At 47.5% G+C, this 19478-nt stretch carries 17 protein-coding genes; 8 read left to right on the top strand and 9 right to left on the bottom strand.

From position 1 onward, the window contains the following. Positions 1–451 precede the first annotated feature (451 nt). From L462_RS02550 to L462_RS24725, 8 genes are all read right to left on the bottom strand, one after another. Complete coding sequence (locus L462_RS02550; protein ID WP_032679436.1) at positions 452–790, bottom strand: DUF2570 domain-containing protein; 339 nt, start codon at positions 788–790, stop codon at positions 452–454. After that, entirely contained in the window at positions 787–1176 is a 390-nt protein-coding gene (locus L462_RS02555; protein ID WP_032679760.1) for a M15 family metallopeptidase, read from the bottom strand. Before L462_RS02555 ends, L462_RS02550 begins: the two co-directional genes overlap by 4 nt. Positions 1177–1184: 8 nt before the next feature. Continuing rightward, positions 1185–1493 (bottom strand): phage holin family protein, encoded by a 309-nt coding sequence (locus tag L462_RS02560; protein WP_032679435.1) that lies wholly within the window; start codon positions 1491–1493, stop codon positions 1185–1187. 464 nt (positions 1494–1957) lie between these two features. After that, positions 1958–2221 (bottom strand): Hpt domain-containing protein, encoded by a 264-nt coding sequence (locus L462_RS0123825; RefSeq protein ID WP_072031466.1) that lies wholly within the window; start codon positions 2219–2221, stop codon positions 1958–1960. Then, on the bottom strand, positions 2214–4586 hold the full coding sequence (locus L462_RS02565) for an ATP-binding protein (RefSeq protein ID WP_032679433.1): 2373 nt from the start codon (positions 4584–4586) through the stop codon (positions 2214–2216). The genes L462_RS0123825 and L462_RS02565 overlap by 8 nt, the downstream gene beginning before the upstream one ends. Continuing rightward, positions 4564–5262 carry a response regulator transcription factor gene (locus L462_RS02570; RefSeq protein WP_032679432.1) on the bottom strand — a complete coding sequence of 233 codons (699 nt, stop codon included), beginning with the start codon at positions 5260–5262 and terminating at the stop codon, positions 4564–4566. The genes L462_RS02565 and L462_RS02570 overlap by 23 nt, the downstream gene beginning before the upstream one ends. A 233-nt stretch (positions 5263–5495) precedes the next feature. Continuing rightward, positions 5496–7190, bottom strand: a complete 1695-nt coding sequence (locus L462_RS02575) for a GMC family oxidoreductase N-terminal domain-containing protein (protein ID WP_181006735.1) — start codon at positions 7188–7190, stop codon at positions 5496–5498. Between the two features lie 263 nt (positions 7191–7453). Next, positions 7454–8272 carry a winged helix-turn-helix domain-containing protein gene (locus tag L462_RS24725; RefSeq protein WP_072031465.1) on the bottom strand — a complete coding sequence of 273 codons (819 nt, stop codon included), beginning with the start codon at positions 8270–8272 and terminating at the stop codon, positions 7454–7456. 691 nt (positions 8273–8963) lie between these two features. Here L462_RS24725 and L462_RS0123820 point away from each other — a divergent pair. The 8 genes from L462_RS0123820 (at position 8964) to L462_RS02605 (ending at position 17760) form a co-directional block, all read left to right on the top strand. After that, positions 8964–9602, top strand: a complete 639-nt coding sequence (locus tag L462_RS0123820) for a winged helix-turn-helix domain-containing protein (RefSeq protein ID WP_050595766.1) — start codon at positions 8964–8966, stop codon at positions 9600–9602. A gap of 480 nt (positions 9603–10082) precedes the next feature. Next, positions 10083–10715: a helix-turn-helix transcriptional regulator gene (locus L462_RS02580; RefSeq protein WP_032679430.1), complete on the top strand. Its 633-nt coding sequence runs from the start codon at positions 10083–10085 to the stop codon at positions 10713–10715. 107 nt (positions 10716–10822) lie between these two features. Then, entirely contained in the window at positions 10823–11725 is a 903-nt protein-coding gene (locus tag L462_RS02585; protein WP_082209496.1) for a glycerophosphodiester phosphodiesterase family protein, read from the top strand. Positions 11726–11849: 124 nt separating this feature from the next. After that, on the top strand, positions 11850–13439 hold the full coding sequence (locus L462_RS02590) for an EAL domain-containing protein (RefSeq protein ID WP_050595765.1): 1590 nt from the start codon (positions 11850–11852) through the stop codon (positions 13437–13439). Between the two features lie 977 nt (positions 13440–14416). Beyond that, positions 14417–14707, top strand: coding sequence for a helix-turn-helix domain-containing protein (locus L462_RS24720; protein ID WP_072031464.1), 291 nt, complete (start codon positions 14417–14419; stop codon positions 14705–14707). A 257-nt stretch (positions 14708–14964) separates the two neighbouring features. Beyond that, complete coding sequence (locus L462_RS02595; protein WP_032679429.1) at positions 14965–15813, top strand: SDR family oxidoreductase; 849 nt, start codon at positions 14965–14967, stop codon at positions 15811–15813. An 81-nt stretch (positions 15814–15894) separates the two neighbouring features. Continuing rightward, positions 15895–16719 (top strand): AraC family transcriptional regulator, encoded by an 825-nt coding sequence (locus tag L462_RS02600; protein WP_025205813.1) that lies wholly within the window; start codon positions 15895–15897, stop codon positions 16717–16719. A gap of 75 nt (positions 16720–16794) precedes the next feature. Continuing rightward, complete coding sequence (locus L462_RS02605; protein ID WP_032679428.1) at positions 16795–17760, top strand: DMT family transporter; 966 nt, start codon at positions 16795–16797, stop codon at positions 17758–17760. Here L462_RS02605 and L462_RS02610 read toward each other — a convergent pair. Continuing rightward, complete coding sequence (locus L462_RS02610) at positions 17757–19406, bottom strand: methyl-accepting chemotaxis protein (protein WP_014168340.1); 1650 nt, start codon at positions 19404–19406, stop codon at positions 17757–17759. The two genes, L462_RS02605 and L462_RS02610, sit on opposite strands and share 4 nt — an antisense overlap. Positions 19407–19478 lie beyond the last annotated feature (72 nt).

Genomic DNA, 19478 nt, shown 5'->3' with positions numbered 1-19478 from the left:
GCGGGAAGATAAAAAAGGAGGCCGGCGTGGCCGGCCTCCGGGCTGGGAGACATATCAGCTCAGGACCTGGAACAGGATTACGAGCCTGCTTTTGATAAAACGAAAAACAGGAAAGGACGTTTGCGGGGGGCTGAATTAATATTATGTATGCTTATTGCAAAATTGAGTGCAAATCAAAGTCCAGGCGCGAGGTGAGTGATACTCCTTAAATCATTCAGCAGTATCATATGCACGATTAAATAAAATACCAGCCGCCTCTCCTTTACTCCTCGCTAACCAGGGAGCAACGGATGGAGATGATAAAAATGCACTTCTCTCCATATTACACTTCTTCATCGCTGCACGCATAAGTTCAACATACTGAGGATAATCCCCCCAGTATGATACGGTGAAAGGAGGTAATACGCAGGGCTGCAGTAAGAACAGAGGTGGTGGCGACGCCACCAATTGCTCAGTCGGTACTGACATCCTGCTGCATCCTGATAACAGCATCAGGCACAGGCTGATTAGCGCAGACATCGTCACGTTGCGCTTCACGTAACGCCCAAAGGATAGTTTCACTGCGCTTATCCTCTTCACGCTTTTGTATATTGACACTCCAGAGATCCTCCATTAATTGCCTGGACTGAGAATGAAGACGGCGAGAATTTTCGCGCAAAGCTGAAACTTCATTTTCCAGCCGACGATTTTCTGCAGTTAAACTCACAAGAGCATGGCTGGTTTTATAACCCCAAAGCATGGCACCCAGTAACAGGGAAATTAAACCTGTATATAAAACATTTTTTATCATACCGGATACGCCTCCCTGCTCAGTTCAAAATGCGGGCCATCACGCATTTTCCAGTCACCACCCCATACCAGAGGAACCTGAAATTCTTTTGCCGCTGCTTTCATTGCTTCAGCAACGGTTTCAAAATAATGCCATTCATTCCAGGGTATAGTGTGATGTACCCAGGGGGCCAGATCGACTGCATGTCCGGTTAGATGTCTGCTGTTAAGGGTTTTGCTACTTCCATTGCGCACCAGCTGTCGCTGTCGCTCAGCTGAGCGAACACCTTCGATGACTCTGAAATCGATGGCAGAAAGTTGTAATGCACGACAAACAACACGGTTCAGATCGGGATGAATCCCCCGCAAGTTTTGCTCGCTGATACGACTAAATGAAAATTTATTCATGTGAATGGTCATGGTAAGTTTCTCCCGGGGAAAATACGTTGCCATAAATAACTGAGCGCTGTACTACCCATCGTGCCAAATAATCCTGCAACAATGAATGTCATATAAGAGCTTGCTCCAGTTTCAAAGCTTAACAGGCCACCGGTCAGACCGGTAAAACCTGAGACGATCAGCTGGCAGACAATCCCCATCCAGCTCCATTTTGTCTGTTTGTTTTGCGTGTCCATAATATATCTAACTAATCCCCCCCATGTTGAAAAGGCACCTATAATTAGCCATGTTATAATGTTTGCCTCGCCAGGCTCTCTGAATGGCATTTTGAATCCTTACTTGTTGGCTTTAATTTACATGGATTTTATTCCTGTAAATGTAAAAGATGATGTGATGATAAACGAAAGGTAATTGAACTTACCATTCAAGAGTATGTTTTCATGATGCGTAACATCAGGATGTATATTTACATCATCATTCCATTAAAAAATAACGATTCCAGCTGAATCAGTATGATTTATCTCATAGCCGAGGTGATGTTATGGATAAAACATGAGGAGGATAAACTCTGAGAGCTACAAATGGACTGGAAGAACGTGACATGGACCATTAAATGGCAATGGCCAGCGCATCGGAAATCATGACGATGACAGTCACTACAGGTATCGGTGAAAAGCGTCAGTGGCACGTTTGATCAAGTGATGAGAGAAGTAACTGTCTGAAAACTAGATGGAATGGATATTCGGTATTTTGCTTCCGAATATCCTGCCGAATCTCCTCCGTACAGCGGTTACTGACGGTTAGCTTTATTATCACTAATCATTTTCCTTAAATTACCCAGAATGATTTTAATATTTGATAATGACTGAGAATGCTCTATTTGCTCGCACAGTGCGATTTGTTCCGCAGTCCCGAAAAGCTGACACAACCCCAGCATTTTATGCGCAATTTTACGAGCTGCAGCCAGATTGCCGTTTCTCACTTCGGTTTCTGCCTGTTGCAGATAAGCTTCCAGGGCAACATAAAAACGTTGAAAAAAAGAGGTATCAAACAATGTTACGGTCCTTATCAGAGAAATAATCCTGAATCAGCTGCTGCCATTGTTCACGTGCTATTGGTTTCTGCAGCAGAAAATCCATGCCCACCTCCCGGGCTAACCGGGTATCATCGTCTCTTAGTGCTGCAGACTGGCCAATAATCAACACATCAGAAGAGGTATTTTGCATCAATATCCTTAAATGGCGAACCAGCTCGAATCCATCGCTCTCATCCAGCCGACAGTCTGTGATGATAATCTCATGTCGATGCTGTAGCCAGCATTGATATGCCTGTTGAGCTTCACAAACTGCATCAACGGTATAGCCCATACCAATAAAGAGTTCTTGCTGGACTTCAAGCAACAGTGGCTCATCATCGATCAGAAGAACGCGACGAGAAATGGCCGGGGAAACGCAGATATCTTCAACTGATGGTCCGGGATCACTACAGCTACCGGCCTCGCTACGGTGGCAACATAATTCAACCACGGCGCTATAGACGTCTGATGCATACAGAGGGCAATTTAATGCAATGCACTCTTTATTGTTATTATACAGTAGCCACTGTTTCTTCTGTCGTTCAAAGCTAATTAACAATGAGGGGTCATATTCCGGCTTCGTTGTAGAAGGACATTCTGCAATATGGTATGAGATATGACAGTTTTCGAATACAGATATTAATTCACTGACAGGAACTGAGTCAGCGCAGTTCAGCCTGAGCTGGATATGTGCAGGAAGAAATTTCTCAGTCTGTAAATGTCCTGGAATGACAGGAAAAACAAGCTTAACACGTGAACCAACACTCGGTTTGCTGTTAAGGACAAGATGCCCTCCTAATAACTGCATATTCTGTTTTGAGACAAACAGGCCAAGTCCGGACCCCTTAGGGCGCTCATGAGGCCCAGGTGCATCCTCATCGAACTGGACAAAAGGTTCCGCCAGACGCCGGAGCGCCTTCTCGGGAATGCCTGTTCCTGTATCGATGATTTCAATACAAAACATACTTTTGTCATCCACCTGAACCTGAGAACACTCCATTAAAACAAGCCCTCCACTGGTGTACTTAATCGCATTGCTGACGACATTGTTAATCGCCTGAGAGAGCAATACTCCATCGACAAGATGAGGCTGAAAAGCTTTGTCTGAAAGATACCGCACCTGGAGTGTTGTTCCATGAGTTTCTGCAAATTCGACGAATAATTTAATACTGGTATCGCAGAGAGATGATAGTAAATGAGGCTGAGGATTGAGTCTGACTGCCCCGGAACTGATTCTGGCATAATCAAGAGACAAATCGAGGTTTTCTAACATTGCCCGCGTGACATTAATAATATTTAATAACCTGTCTTTATGATTAAGAGATAAAGGGCTACTGAGCAGCCCCTCGGTTGCAGTCAAAATACCGATCAGTGGCGTTCTGAGTTCATGAGATATGACTGAAAGCTCCAGATTTCTTTGTGTATGTTGCCTTAGTGATTTTTTTCTGGTTTTCCAGTGATAACAAAGAGTGAGAATTAAAAGGAGCAATAAAAAGCCTGATAGTGCTAAATATATACCAGCACTGAGCCCCGTGTAATTCGGTTTGTTATCACCGGATACAATCCATTTTTTTATAAGATCCCCATGCTGTGTTGGCGTCAAGGAATTCAACACTTTATTAATAATCTTGATCAAAACCCTGTCTTCTGGATTAGCGCTCATGACCAGAGGTATTTTTTCGGTGTAGGGACGGGAAATTTTTAGCTGATCAGGATAAACCATGTTCATATAATAAAAAGCTGTAGGAGAAAGTACCACTGCAGCTACAGAATTCCCGCGGATAAGGTTATCTATTGTTTTCTCCGGTGAGGAACTTACTGTGAAATCTACCTGAGGGTATTTTTCAGTGAACCATTGAATTAGAGAAAGATAATCCGTAATTGAAACCATGCCCTCCTGAATATCATCGGGGGTTGTGACATGTCGAGTAGCTTTACGGGTGACAGTAACGGGCCATGTTGAATAAACGGGAACACTGCGGGCAAGACCATTCTGTTCGGCAAATGATGCAGAGGTGGAGGTAAGAAGAGAAACCTTGCCTTCTTTGAGGTTTTTGAACGATTCATTGCCGCTGGTGCTGGGGACCAGTTCGAAACGCATTCCTGTCGCGTCGCATATAAGGCTGATATAATCCCTTGTTAATCCAATATGTTCACCAAGTTCGTTTATGGTTTCTATTGGATAGAATTTGGGAAATATCCCATATTTTATAACCGGGTGTTTTTTTATGTAAGCCATTTCTTCTGGCGTGAACTGGACTTTTTGTGCTGAAAGCGAGTCTGAAACAGATCCAAAAAAGAACACGATCATCATAATAACGCTAAATGATAATTTCATTTGCATACCGAAAAAACTCCGCATTCGACTTAAGTCCTAGTTTCCTGAAAGCCCTGATCTTAGCATTCGATACTGTTTTAAAGCTGATATTTAAATGAGCGGCAATCGCATTCTGACTAAGCCCATTAAGAAGAAGCCTCAAAACCTCAGTCTCCCTTGATGAGAGTATATACTGAGTGCTTTGATCGGGCATTTCAGCCACTTCAATCGGGAAAAATTTTTTCCCCTTACTTACTCGATCGATTGCAAAATAGAGTTCCTGCATATCTCCACTTTTTTGAACAAATCCCCAGGCACCGGATTTCCAGGCATTCCTGGCAATCACCAGACTTTTATGCGCTGTATGAACAAGTATTTTTAGTTCCGGGCGTAAATGAAGTATGCGTTTTATAAGTGTCACACCATCATACTCCTGAATCAGGTCTTCATCTTCATTCGTGTTCACAACAACAAGCGAATAATCCAGCAGCAGAACGTCAATATTGACATCGCTGCTGATTAATGACAGAAGCTCCGATGATTTACTGACACTTCCGGTAACATTAAGGGTCAACTCGCTGCAGAAAAGCAGCCGTCCCTGCTCTGTGGGGTGATATGGAAAGTGGCTCAAAATGCTCTGTATAGCCTGACGACTGAAGGGTTCATCTTCAACAATAGCAATGTTAATAGTTGTCTGGGTCATAAAAGCACCTGAGAATCAAAGTCGATTGTATTTACGTTAACACCGATTCACAATATTGCAGATAGTGTATGCCGGAGAGGTAACGGTCAGTGGTATGAACTGCATCACCAGGCCCGTTTACTCGGGGAAAATCGGGGTATTCAGCCGATTTAAGCTATCTCATTAAGTCGAAGTGAACCGTCACTATTTCTGTTCATCGAGTTGATAGTGACGGTTTTGTATCCAGCCCAACTTTACTTATCAGTACCACGGATTTGCGCTGCTATTTTTTCCGCCATCATGATTACGTTCGGATTCAGGTTAATCAACGGGATCTCCGGAAAAATGGATGCATCAACAACCCGAACCCCTTCAATACCATAAACAATACCGTTTTCGTTGACCACGGCATACGGATCGCCAGGCACTCCCATTGGCGCTGTAGAGCAAGGATGTTGTAGCGTACTTACCCCTTTTGCAAGAGCCTCCCTGATTTCGACATCAGAGTCGCCGACGGCTGGGCCGGGATATATCTCCTCAACAATGAGGCTCTTAAGGGGCTCTGTCCGGGCAAGTTTTCTGGCAATACGGAAGCATTCTACCATACGCTGCATATCATCTTCAGAGGTCAGATGATTCAGACTGATTATCGGAGCATCTTTTGGATCCCTGCTGTGTAATTTGATATGGCCTACCGAGCTGATCTCCATTAGCTCCAGCCCGAGTGAGAACGCTACGCCCGTGTTACTGATATCCGGATCAAGCAGATGAGAGGGAGAAATAGCGATATCAAGCGCACCTTCAGAGCCAGAATAAGTTGAATTTGTCCAGAGCTGTGAACCAACAACCGGATGTTCAGCATCTTTCAGGTCAGGGTGGCCTGAGAAATTCATCCAGTAGAAAGCATGATCCAGCAAGCGAGTCCCTACAGGCGCATTCTTTATCACCGGGATATTCAGCGCATTCAGATCCTGTTCGGGGCCGATGCCGGAACGAAGCAGGATCGCCGCGGATCCATAGGCTCCGGCACTAAGGATGACTTCATTTCCGCGTACCTGTTGACCATCTGACAACAATACCGAGTTAACGCGCTTTCTATTATCAAACAAAAGCCGGTCAACCAGTTGCCCGGTAAGAATCGTCAGATTAGGGCGTTCACGAACTGATTTTGTCAGATAGGCCATTCCTGTATTCACCCTGACTCCGTTGATGATGTTCATCGGATTAGGGCCTGCCCCGTTGTTATGTTCAGGATCGTTAAAATCAAAAACTTTGTTATAACCTAATTTCCATGCTGCCTCGACCATGGCTTTCTGCACCGGAGTGATATAATCCATTGTCATCTGATGGATCGGAAACGGCCCTTCACGTCCATGCCATTTATCGTCCCCACCATGATAAGTCTCCATTTTTCTGAAATATGGAAGAACTTCTTCGAAAGACCAGCCGTTTATGCCCTTTGCTGCATATTTTTCAAAATCATAGGGGAGGGCGCGACAGGCGACAGCGCCGTTAATCGCAGAGCTTCCTCCGATAACTTTACCCCGCGGGGCAAAAACGGGTTCACTTTGCTTCACCGGAACTGCATGGTACCCCCATTCATAACGGGGGTCTCCCTTCGCCGCAATAATATTACTGCTGTAGAGCAGCTCGGGGTACGCTTCAGGATCAAAAGCCTGTCCGGCTTCCACAAGTAAAACATTTCGGGTTCCATCTTCACTAAGCCGTGCTGCCATGACGGCCCCAGCCGATCCGCCGCCAAGGATGACAAAATCAAAATGGTGGTCGAAAGGCGATTTTTTACTCATCTCGTTTCCATAATTCATGGGGCTGGCTGTCGTAGCTATCGCACGGTCACTTGCTGCGACTCCCATCGCGCTGGCAGCTATAGTTACAGTTGCCATTTTAATAAAATCCCGTCGCGATTCAGATTGCTTTAAAGTTGACATGATATTCTCCATGGAACATTTATATTAATTTTCGTGAGGTATGCCCATAATTTCAGTTACTAATCAAATCATATTGACCGCATGTCATATGCATCATCAAATTAACAGTAGAAAATGTATATACAAGTCAGCATATTAAACACAAACGTTTCTAACGGCCCCAAAAAAACGCCAACGACATGCAAAAAATTATGGCACATAAATATCATCACAAAGATTAATTAGTTGACTAGTGAGACATCCGGAATTAAATCTTTGAGACTTCAGTATGCATTATAAATCCTTTCACTGATACACACAGGTTTTGAATCTGTGGCACAAATTATTTGAACAACATTCAAGGTATAAGCCAGAATCATGTTTATGACGTTATGCTTTAACTTTACGAACAATGAATTGTTGCTTGTCCATCTAATTAGCGTGGCAGCTGGGGAGGGAGAATGCTCTGTAATCTTAAAAAAATGAGATGTTTTGGTATCAGTTTCTTTTACTGAAAAATACCATTCACCATTTCGCTTATCATTTTCATTATTATGACTGGAAATTATACTCCAGTTTGTACAGGCAATAGCTATCATAACCAGCAAACTGCAACCTAATATAACCATACGGCCGGATATATTCTTAATGTGGCTCAAGAGCATATCTGAGGAGAGGACAGACCGCTTACACCTGTCCCTGTCGACGAGTGATGCCATTGATGTCGTAAGTTCATCGGTATTTTTTTCTGTTGCCGGTAATAATCCAGATTGTTCCTTATTACTTACCAGTAAACGATAACCACTACGAGGTACGGTTAACAGGATGATATCGTGCTGCGTACCGAGCGAAGAGATCGCTTTACGAATCTTGTTAATCATAACTCGTACGCTGTTTTCTGTGACTTCAACGCCGGAATGCCTCCAGCCAATATCCATGAGTTCTGTAAGAGACAGAGTGTCACCAGTACGTTCAGCTAAAGCCTGCAAACAAAAGCAACCAGAAGTCGGTAAGGCAACCTCAGTTTTGTTGCCACGGTGAATCAGCGTTCTCGATTGATGATTAATTTCCAGTAAAGTACCGATCAGATATGTAGTATGCATAAGTTTATTCCGATTATATCCATTATTTCGTGATGCCGTTGAGTACCGGGATAGCAATTTTGCATGTCAAATATGCCCTGTCTTTCTTGATAATTCTTCCATGACTAGCTGAACAGAACAAATACATGATAATTTCTGATGTACCCAGCTTATGCTATCCCTTGACAGGTGATAATCAGGATTGCTCTCCATTGGCATGGAGAGTAATCCTGATTTCAGGCTTCTGGCGTCAGGTCTGTAAAGTTTTGACAATAGAACGTTGTCAATCAGATCTGCATTTATGAAAAAAAACGTAATGCTTACTACACAAACACGATGGCGTAATAGTGGTGTGGTCGACACTATCTGGTGTAATGACCTCCTGACGTTAAAGGTTTGAGAAAAATTCAACAGGTACGACTCACTTCACCTACCCTTCTTTCAACGTCACCTTGTGAATCATAATATTTACTACAGACAACACGGAGGACTTTTGTGGTGATGGCTCAGCGGTTAGCTTTAGCGAGCTAACCTTCATTGTTATTACCCTCACAAACCCTATATCACATGGAGTTAATTTTATTCGCGCTAAAACACCTCGCCACGTCACCTTACATTTCATGAATCATTGTTAATATCGCTGTGGTTATTATCAGACTTAGTTTATGATGAAAAATATCTATTTCAGCACACTAAGGAAATTCCTAGTAAAATGTTAGATATCACCAGTGACATTCAATTAAATACTGAGGCAAATATACTTTTTTGTAACGCCACACCATACAGCATCACTGAGAAGGAGAAGAGGCTGCTTGTACTGCTGGTTGAAAAATCAGTTACCGAAGATGTCGTTACCCGCGAGGAAATCATTCCTCGGGTCTGGCCTGAACGACATCATAGTGTGACAGATACCAATATATTACAGCTGGTTAGCAAGCTACGGCGTACGCTGAGATTTTGCGGTCTGGATGCGGCCATACATACCGTTTTACGGCAGGGTTACCGGTTTATTCCAGATGAACCGCATTCAGTACAGACTACCAGTGATGTGAGATCACAATCCTTAACCCCTTCGCAGGCTGGACCTGCTGCTTTCTTTACCTCTTTTCTGAAGCCGGGGTTCCTGAAAGTTATGATAATCGTACCTGTAATTTTGTCCTGTGTTCTTTACTATTGTTCAATACCTGCAGCAAACCGTGCCATCATAAAAGAGCTAATTCATAAAAAAAGTGGGGTTGTCAATGCCGTTGAGGTATTCAGCTCCGAACAAGGCACCCATGTTCTGTTCCGTTTTGATAACACACCGGCTATTATAAAATTAATACCGGAATCAGGGAATAACCAGACATAAACAGAAGTGCTTTGCAGATACTCCTGATTTTTGTCAGAATAAGGAATATATGTTCGTTATGGATAACAGGCTCATTCAACCTATTTCACTGCAGACGGAATTTTTGCCATCGCCGGCATGTCTTATGTGAAAAATTGTAATCCGGAGATATCTTTAATAGTTTTAATCTGGCGGAGGTGCACTATAGAAGTACTGTGCTAAAAAGAGCACATCCGTTAAAAATGAAGTTAACACACTGTTTCGTATGAAAAAATCAAAATTTAAGACATTTTAATTTGATTCTCAACCGTTAATAATGATTGTATATGGAGGTGACAGGTCAAGCATCGTTATCTGATTGATGAAACCTGACATGCTACTCTTTGCACTAGTGTCATTCATGGTGCGATAGCTGGTTACGCTGTTGAAGCACATATTATTTAATACGGAAGCTGTTGTGGAAAGCACTCCATCAGTTCTCCTGCAAAAAGAATCCTGAATATGATCGAATCTGGTGCCGCTAATAACCTTTTGCCAATTAATATTCTTATCGTCTCGCCCTGTCACTATACCAGGGCAGGATTAGTGGAATTGCTGAATTTACAGTTTTCGCTTTCCTGCATTGAACAGGCGAAAGATTTTTACGTACACCAGGATTACAGCCACGTGCAGTGGGTGATCATCAGCCCACCGGGTGGTTACCAGTCGATACCCTCTTTATGGAACTTCATTCGTTCGGTTTTCCTCAGACGTTCCTCTGATGTCAGGGTATCGGTATTTCTGGATGGCCCCGGTTCGCTACTGCTGCAGGCACTGATAGATCTTGGAGATATCAATCTGGAAATCCTGCCCGCTGATGCGTCATTAACTGAAATCGAGGACTGCCTCGCTAAAGGGAAATATGGGGCTGTGCCATACTCGCCAGGATTGTTACAGCGGGAAAAGCAGGTGCTGGGTCATTTACTTCATGGTGACACAGTCAATGTTATCGCTGAAACTCTGATGCTAAGTACCAACACGGTGAGTGGCTATAAAAATACGGCCTTGAGAAAATTAAAGGTAAGTAGTTTCAACTCACTCACTAACAGACATACTAACCGACGTTACCTTAAAATTATTTTACAGGGGGGGTAAGACGAAAACGAACGTTAATGCGCTGTCATAGCACATGACTACCTGTCATACGTGCATAAACCCAGATCACCCCGCGGGAAGGGGTCAACTATTATGGATGACAATTAATGAATGTAAAAACAAAAAGCTTGATTTTCGGGTTGACAATATTCTTATTACAGCTTCCGGCAGCGAAAGCGGCTCCGGAAATTGTTGCCCATCGCGCCGGTACCGCTGATGCCCCTGAAAATACGCTGACCGCAATATCCCTGGCTACAAATGTCACCAATACTATCTGGATCTCAGTCCAGCTCTCTAAAGACATGATCCCTGTATTGTACCGACCGTCAGATTTGCAGGCGTTGACCGATGGTAAAGGGCGCATTTCACAATACACGCACAAGGAATTGACCCGCCTGGATGCCGGATATCAGTTTGCTGGTCCAAAGGGCGATTTTCCTTATCGCAATAAGGGGCTAACCATTCCGACGCTCTCTCAAGCATTGCGTCTCTTCCCGGGACAAACATTTTTTATTGATATTAAATCACCGGATGCAGATCCCCGGGATATGGCCACGGCACTGAAACAGGTCATCCTTGACGCAAACGACCAGAAACGCGTGGTATTTTATTCAACCGAAAAAAAGTTTCTCGAGGCACTCTCACCTGAGCTTGCCCGATTCAACAGCCGGGATACTACCCGTGGGGCGCTGGCCCTGGTGACAATGACACATACCTGCCAGATCGAGAGCGAAGAACGTCGTTTACAACCTCAGCCTGTTTTGCACGCATTTGAGCTTCGCCGAAATGTTGAAGTCATCGAAAAGTTCACGCTTGGTGAAGGGCGTTCACACTCACAACTGGTCTGGGACCAGGAAGCGATGGACTGTATCAGACAGGAAGGTGACGCAAAGGTCATGCTTATAGGAATAAATACCCGCGAGGACTATGAGGAAGCTGTGCGTCTGGGAGCTGACTACGTCATGGTGGACTCCCCAGCAGCCTCCCAGTCCTGGATTAACGCAAAATAACTGTCTGTACTGCTGAAACGGAGCCGTCATTAGCAGAGCAGGATTCGCACAGGATGCCCTGCTATACTGACCCGCAGTAAAGATAAATCATGTCATTGCCTGCCACAGGCTATTCAGGGTATCTATGTCTTTCAGAACAGGACGCCAGTATTTCTTTTCCATCCTTATTGGTGCCGGTATTTTCTTTGCTGGCGTAGGAACGATGTACTACGATTTCGTCTTATCCCTTAATAACAGAATCCTGTCGACCACAAAGCAGGCTATGGGAACACTGGAAGAAATCCTGCACTCTGCCAGTACGGTTGCACTCCAGTCCCTGCAGATCAAGCCGCTGCATTGTGCCAGTAACGTCAACACGCTTCGCCAGTTCGTAGCTCTGGGACTCTATGTTCGTTCGGTAAGCCTGGTGCGTAACGGAACTATTTACTGTTCTACTCTTTATGGCGACGTGAATTTCCCCGATATATCCTCTGAGTATGTCTCACAGCGGTTATTGCTTATGGAGGGCAACACTCTCAATACCCATCGCCCGCTTCTGGTGTTGCGCCAAAACGGGAATACGATAATTGCACTTGTCGGTGTTGATGCACAATATTTGGTTCGGGCGATGACCTTACAGGATAAAGATATTGACCTTCTGTTGATTGTCGGTGGGACCGCTCTCAGCAGACAAGGCAAATTATTGACTCATTTCGTTCCTCGTTCTGAACGTTTCTCCCTGATATTGCCCTCCGGGCACTACCCGGTTTCCGTCCAGAGCAGCTATCCCACAGAAAAATTCTGGCATGAATTCTTGCGTCTGAACATAAGAATGCTGATTTGTCTTTTTCTCTTGTCATGCGGTGTAGCGTTTCTGACGAAGTGGTTATCGACTCGCCCGCATTCTTTACGGGATGAGATAAAAAGAGCACTGGAAAGGCATGAGTTCATCCCTTATTTTCAACCGATTTTTGAATCTGATACTGAACGATGCATCGGTGCTGAGGTACTGATTCGCTGGCATCACCCCCGGGACGGTATCATTTTCCCCGACTGCTTTATCCCCCAGGCCGAGTCCTCAGGAATGATTGTTCCTGTTACGGCGGGTCTGATGCAGGATGTGGCGAAGACACTTCGGTCGGCTGGAATGTTATTGCCAGAAGGCTTTCATATCGGGATCAACATTAGCCCTCAGCATATTACAGACCCTGCATTTTCAGCCCATTGCCGGTCATTCCTTCAGTCATTGTCCCATCGTGCCATTACGCTGGTTCTGGAATTAACGGAGAGAGAACCCCTGCAGTTGAATACCCCGACCCTGGCTCAGATTGCTGATTTACAGATGGCAGGTGTCATTATAGCCATTGATGATTTTGGAACCGGACATTCCAGCCTGAGTTATCTGCAGGCGTTCCGGGTTGACACGCTCAAGATTGATCGATCTTTCATTTCCAAAATGGTTCAACATGCGCCTTCGGAAAATGTGATCGACAACATTGTGGATTTGAGCCAGCGCCTCAGCCTCCAGCTTGTTGCTGAAGGTGTTGAAACGGAGGAGCAGGCGCGTCTTCTGCGTAAAAAAGGTGTTCATTTGCTGCAGGGATTTTATTACGGACGGCCTCAGCCATGGCAGCAATTTGTTTCGGATTATCTGCTGACCGCTGAACGATCCCGTGAACAGTCTGATTCTAAAGCGACCACACTACCACCGGCTCCGAAAACAGGCTGTCCATGATATCGGTGTGCGTATCACTATTAATAGAGTGCTGTTTTCCTGAACAGCATGTGTGTTGTCGTCAGGACGGCATCAACGGTTGTACTTTCTCCTGTTTTGGGATCAAGCTCTCCCTCAGAAGTATGCAAGCGGACGCTGCGGATACCCGACAAGCGGCGGCTAATAATGCTTTGCTTATTCCGTGACCGTAATAAACTTCCGGCAACTGCTTAATGACTTAAAAACCGGCTTTCCACGAAACTGACATGCAATAATTTATCGGCGTGGCTATATGGCTGTTTATTATCGGGTGAGCGATGTTCACTATAGGAAAGATAAGAAGTGATATACAGGCGAGTGACTAACGAAGGCTACCCACAGACAGTTATGGCAGGCACCACATGTCGTTTATGGCCTTGAAAATATGAAAATACAGCTAGCTCAGATATTGAATCTACGTAAATGACTTTGGAAGGTCGTCTCCACACATCCGCTCACACCCTGACCATACAGAAAATCTGCATAAATTTTACAATCCGGTCGTCGTAACGCAGAAGGATACCGGCACTCCCACCACCAGCAGGTTTGTAGCAAAGACGGTAAACGTATCCACATTTAGTCTGATAGCCTCTTCATATGCAATGATCTTGTTTTGAACGTAATGAAACACTCTCGTTCAAGGATACTCATCCGTGCCAATGGTCTGATGTAGATGAACTAATGCCTGAGACAGGAAAATTATACTGCGCGCCTCACATTTTGTATTTCATTCGAAAGTTAATCTGGTAGTTGACTCCCAGAACGTTCGCTGAGAGATTTCACAGACATGTAGTTAATGCCACTGTCTTTACCCGAAGTGGAGTTTTTGATTAAAACCCATGATCAGGCCTTATGCTCATTTGACAACGTTTAGGTTGTATTCTTGTTTTAACACCCTATAGGTTGTTAAAGGTGTCTAGAGGTGCAAGTATCAGACTCAAACGCAGCGGTTATCTCATATGAATACGACTTACCCGATAAAACACCTTAATCAGTTACGTCCAATCTTGATTGGTTTTCGCAAAGAAAATGGGCTAACACAAAAAGAGATTTCTCAGCGATTAGGAGTAACACAGCAGGCCTATGCCCGACTTGAATCCAATCCTGCAAGCGCCAGTTTTGAGCGCTTGTTTAGAGTTTTTACGGTCTTAGGGGTTGGCGTTGTCTTATCTTCAATACAATCCTCAGCCCCAACAACTGAAGTGAAAAACAAGAATGAAAGTTCTACGGCCAGGCGGGAAAAATGGTGACGATGCATATCCAACAGAGAATGAGCAAGAAGGATCGCTATGCTCGCGACAAGCTGGCAAAAGTATATCACCCCTTGTAGTCACCAGAATTTGGATTGATTCCATGCAGAATGTGATGATTAAGTAACCGGGAGTTTTGATAAATCGTAATGCTGAGTTGATGAAAAAGAAGAACTATCTCAGCTTAACAGTACAACTTTATTGTCATTTTATTATTTAAGGGTACAACTTTATTGTCACTCCACAGTGGATTCATCATGATCGCAATTACCGGCGCAACCGGCCAGCTTGGCCAGCTCGTTATCGAACAGCTGTTAAACACCGTACCGGCAAACCAGATTGTGGCGATTGTCCGCAATCCGGCAAAAGCTGAAGCCCTGAGCCAGCAGGGAATTACCGTTCGTCAGGGGGATTACGCTGACGAAAGCACATTGACCTCCGCGCTTAAGGGCGTAGATAAGCTGCTGCTGATCTCCTCCAGCGAAGTGGGTCAGCGCGCCACCCAACATCAGAACGTCATTAATGCTGCCAAAGCCGCGGGCGTGAAATTCATCGCCTATACCAGCCTGCTGCATGCGGATAAATCGCCGCTGGGTCTGCACGCTGAACACGTCGCGACGGAGAAGGCGCTGGCGGAGTCCGGCATCCCTTACGCCCTGCTGCGTAACGGCTGGTACACCGAAAACTATCTGGCGAGCGCACCGCCCGCGCTGGAGCACGGCGTATTTATTGGCGCGGCCGGTGAAGGCAAAATCGCCTCTGCCACCCGTACGGATTACGCGGCTGCCGCGGCAAGAGTCATCTCCGGGGACGGCCATGCAGGCAACGTATACGAGCTGGCCGGCGACCACGCCTGGACGCTGAGCGAACTGGCGGCCGAACTCAGCAAACAGAGCGGCAAAAACGTGACGTATCAGAACATGAGCGAGGCGGATTTTTCCGCGGCGCTGAAGGGCGTTGGCCTGCCTGCCGGGCTGGCGGATATGCTGGCGGACTCCGATGTGGGCGCGTCTAAAGGCGGCCTGTTTGACGACAGCCATACGCTGAGCAAACTGATCGGGCGTCCAACCACACCGCTTTCAGAGAGCATTAAAGCCATCCTGTAAATGTTGCAAAATGGTTATTTTTTGTAGCATCCCCTCGGGTCATCTCTGATAATGGAGAGATGACTCATGAGGAGGTTCACCGTGCAGGGCGTACCGGAACAGTTCATTGATGAGAGAGACAGCGCGCGCTTTCGCCATCTGGCGCATTTGCCGGGCCTGGAGCTTTATCACGCGCATATTTCTGACTACGCCTTTGAGCCTCATACGCATGAAGCCTTCGGCATCGGCACCATTGAAACCGGTGCCGAACGCTTTCGCTATCGCGGTACCCAGCATCTCGCGGCGGAAAAATCCGTCGTGACCATGAACCCGGACGAGATCCACACCGGGGAATCGGCGACGGATGGCGGCTGGCGCTACCGGATGGTTTACATTGAACCCGATCTGCTGGAAGAGGTAACCGGCCTTCGCCACTGGTGGTTTAGCGACGTAACCCGCCATGACCCGCTGCGCTCACAGCAAATCGGCAGGCTTATCTATGGCCTGTGGCATACGGACGACCCGCTGGCGCAAAAAGGCCTGCTGCTGGATCTGATCGAGACCTTCCAGCCGTTAGCCCGCCACGCGCCGGTTACCCGGGAAGGTGCACACCGGTTCGAACGGGTACGTGAGTATATGCACGACAACTACATGCACGCCCTGACGCTGGACGAGCTGGCCAACGTGGTCTCACTCAGCCCCTACCATTTTCAGCGCCAGTTCAAGGCACATTTCCATGTCACTCCGCATCAGATGCTGATGGCTATCCGCCTGTGGCGCGCCAAAGCGTTTCTCACGCACGGCATGCCCGCCGCCGAAGTCGCCGCCGCGACCGGGCTGACCGATCAGTCCCATTTGACTCGCGCCTTTACCCGCCGCTATGGCATTACCCCCGTGCGCTACCAGAAACAGGTCGTTAAGCGCTGATGCGCAACCTCATACAATACGCGCGCCCTTCCCCCTCCTACACTGAACGCAGAATAAACCAATGTGGATGGAAAAATGATTAGTGGTGTGTTGTATGCCCTGCTTGCGGGTCTGATGTGGGGACTGATTTTTGTCGGCCCGCTGATCGTGCCGGAGTACCCGGCAATACTGCAGTCGACCGGACGTTATCTGGCACTGGGGCTGATTGCTCTCCCGCTGGCGTGGCTCGGTCGTGCACGTTTGCGTCAACTCGGCAGACAGGACTGGTTCACCGCGCTGGCGCTGACCATGATGGGCAACCTTATCTATTATGTTTGCCTGGCGAGCGCCATTCAGCGAACCGGGGCACCGGTATCTACCATGATTATCGGCACGCTGCCCGTGGTGATCCCGGTCTTCGCTAACCTGCTTTACAGCCACCGCGACGGGAAGCTGGCGTGGTCAAAAATGGTACCAGCGTTGGTGTGTACCGCCGTGGGGCTGGTCTGCGTCAACATTGCCGAGCTGCAGCATGGGCTGGAGAACTTCTCACTGTTGCGTTACGGTTCTGGCATCCTGCTGGCATTCGTTTCCGTGGTGTGCTGGGCGTGGTATGCCCTGCGCAATGCGCGCTGGCTGCGGGAAAACCCGGATAAACACCCGATGATGTGGGCGACGGCTCAGGCGTTGGTCACGCTCCCGGTTTCGCTTATGGGCTATGTGGGGGCCTGTCTCTGGTTAGGCCACCAGCAACCGGATTTCGCTCAACCGTTCGGACCGAGACCGTGGGTCTTCGTCGGGCTGATGCTGGCGATTGCGGTGCTCTGCTCATGGGTGGGCGCGCTGTGCTGGAATATCGCCAGCCAGAAGCTGCCGACGGTAATTTTAGGGCCGTTGATTGTATTCGAAACGCTGGCCGGGCTGCTTTACACCTTCCTGATGCGCCAGAGCGTACCGCCGCTGTTAACTGCCTGCGGGATTATATTGCTGGTCGTTGGGGTCGTGATGGCGGTGAGAGCAAAGCCGGAAAAACCGATGGTCGTTCCGGCTTCAGAGAGTTAAAACGTTTCCCAGTTCGCTTCAGACGTCGCCGCGACAGGTTTAGCCGCTGGAGTGTAGCTTTTCACCGGCGCGGCGTTGACCACCGGGTTGCGGGTAATTTTAAACACCGCCACCGCTTCGTTCAGGCGTGCCGCCTGATCTTCCAGCGCGGCCGCCGCTGCCGCAGACTCCTCTACCAGCGAGGCGTTCTGCTGGGTCACGCGATCCATCTCGGCCACCGCCTGACCTACCTGATCGATACCGCGGCTCTGCTCGTCAGAGGCAGAGGCAATCTCGCCCATGATGTCGGTCACGCGGGTGACCGCATTCACGATCTCTGCCATCGTCGCCCCGGCTTCGTTTACCAGCTGTGAGCCGGCATTCACGCGCTCGCCGGAATCGTCGATCAGCGCTTTAATCTCTTTTGCCGCCTGAGCGCTACGCTGGGCAAGGGTACGCACCTCACCTGCGACCACCGCAAAGCCACGGCCCTGCTCGCCTGCACGCGCGGCTTCCACCGCCGCGTTCAGCGCCAGGATGTTGGTCTGGAAAGCAATGCCGTCGATTACGTTGGTAATTTGCGCAATTTTGCTGGAACTGGTCGCAATGTCGTCCATGGTGCGCACCACACCTTCCACCACGTTACCGCCCTTCTTCGCGGTTGAGGAGGCGTCGAGCGCCAGACGGGAAGCCTGACGTGCGTTATCGGCGTTTTGTTTTACCGTGGCGGTCAGTTGTTCCATGCTGGCAGCCGTCTCTTCCAGAGAGGCAGCCTGCTGCTCGGTACGGGAAGAGAGGTCGTTGCTGCCCGCAGAGATTTCCCCTGCACCGGTGTAAATGGTGTCTGCACCTTCACGCACCACGCCCACCGTGTTTGCCAGCGAGGTTTGCATCTCCTGAACGTTGCGCGCCAGGATTGCCATTTCATTCTTACCCTCTGCCTGAATCGGCTGGGTCAAATCCCCTGCGGCAATGGCGCGGATATGGCCAATCACATCCTGCAGCGGCAGCAGCAGAACGCGGCGCATCGCAATCCAGCTGGAGACGATCACAGCAATCACCAGCAGCATGACCGCAGAGAGGATCCACAGGATACGTTTATAATCGTTTTCGTTGTCTTTAATCCCTCTGTCCGTGAGGACGGCCTGCGCTTCACGCCATTCACGGTACACGTTCTGCATCGCGGTCTGTTTCTGCTCCGCATTCTGCTTGAACATATCTTCCAGATTGCCCTGGCCCAGCAGAACGTTCATTTGCGTCAGCGTGGCGGAGTAAATGCGGTACTGCTCTTCCAGACGGTTAGCCAGATTCTCGTCCAGACCTGGAGTATTAGGCAACGCGTAGTATTTATCGTAATGGGACTGCGCATCCGCCAGCAGGTTCTTCGCCGTGTTCACCAGTTCATTCAACTGGCCGCCGTTAATCTGAGACGCCATGCTGCTTTGCAGACGCAGCATGCCGCGGTTCAGGGTCACGCGGGCCTGGTTGAGGCTGATCCATGCATCGGTAAACTCGGCGACATTCTGGCTTGAGAGCTGAGAGACGGTGAAGTTATCTTTGTCGTTATTCAGCGCGTTGATAAAAATGCCGGCGGAAATGACTTGCATGATGCCGAGCACAAGCAGCACCGAAATAAGAAGGGTAATGACTTTTATACGTTTAAACATGCGTTGCCTTTTTTATATGCAGGTTTGTCTGACGTGGATATATCGGCAGGCACGGCGAGTTGTTTACTGTTT

Origin of the sequence: Enterobacter sp. BIDMC 26 (assembly GCF_000534435.1) — a bacterium.
GTDB classification, from domain to species: domain Bacteria; phylum Pseudomonadota; class Gammaproteobacteria; order Enterobacterales; family Enterobacteriaceae; genus Enterobacter; species Enterobacter ludwigii.
Note: the sequence above shows the minus strand (reverse complement) of the source record. Positions and strands in the feature narration are given on the sequence as shown.

Coding starts and splice junctions, on each gene's coding strand:
- L462_RS02580 (WP_032679430.1), top strand. CDS start 10,083: ATGATCGAATCTGGTGCCGCTAATAACCTTTTGCCAATTAATATTCTT.
- L462_RS02585 (WP_082209496.1), top strand. CDS start 10,823: ATGAATGTAAAAACAAAAAGCTTGATTTTCGGGTTGACAATATTCTTA.
- L462_RS02610 (WP_014168340.1), bottom strand. CDS start 19,406: ATGTTTAAACGTATAAAAGTCATTACCCTTCTTATTTCGGTGCTGCTT.
- L462_RS02570 (WP_032679432.1), bottom strand. CDS start 5,262: ATGACCCAGACAACTATTAACATTGCTATTGTTGAAGATGAACCCTTC.
- L462_RS02595 (WP_032679429.1), top strand. CDS start 14,965: ATGATCGCAATTACCGGCGCAACCGGCCAGCTTGGCCAGCTCGTTATC.
- L462_RS02560 (WP_032679435.1), bottom strand. CDS start 1,493: ATGCCATTCAGAGAGCCTGGCGAGGCAAACATTATAACATGGCTAATT.
- L462_RS02550 (WP_032679436.1), bottom strand. CDS start 790: ATGATAAAAAATGTTTTATATACAGGTTTAATTTCCCTGTTACTGGGT.
- L462_RS24720 (WP_072031464.1), top strand. CDS start 14,417: ATGAATACGACTTACCCGATAAAACACCTTAATCAGTTACGTCCAATC.
- L462_RS02575 (WP_181006735.1), bottom strand. CDS start 7,190: ATGTCAACTTTAAAGCAATCTGAATCGCGACGGGATTTTATTAAAATG.
- L462_RS02565 (WP_032679433.1), bottom strand. CDS start 4,586: ATGCAAATGAAATTATCATTTAGCGTTATTATGATGATCGTGTTCTTT.
- L462_RS02605 (WP_032679428.1), top strand. CDS start 16,795: ATGATTAGTGGTGTGTTGTATGCCCTGCTTGCGGGTCTGATGTGGGGA.
- L462_RS0123820 (WP_050595766.1), top strand. CDS start 8,964: ATGTTAGATATCACCAGTGACATTCAATTAAATACTGAGGCAAATATA.
- L462_RS24725 (WP_072031465.1), bottom strand. CDS start 8,272: ATGCATACTACATATCTGATCGGTACTTTACTGGAAATTAATCATCAA.
- L462_RS02590 (WP_050595765.1), top strand. CDS start 11,850: ATGTCTTTCAGAACAGGACGCCAGTATTTCTTTTCCATCCTTATTGGT.
- L462_RS02555 (WP_032679760.1), bottom strand. CDS start 1,176: ATGAATAAATTTTCATTTAGTCGTATCAGCGAGCAAAACTTGCGGGGG.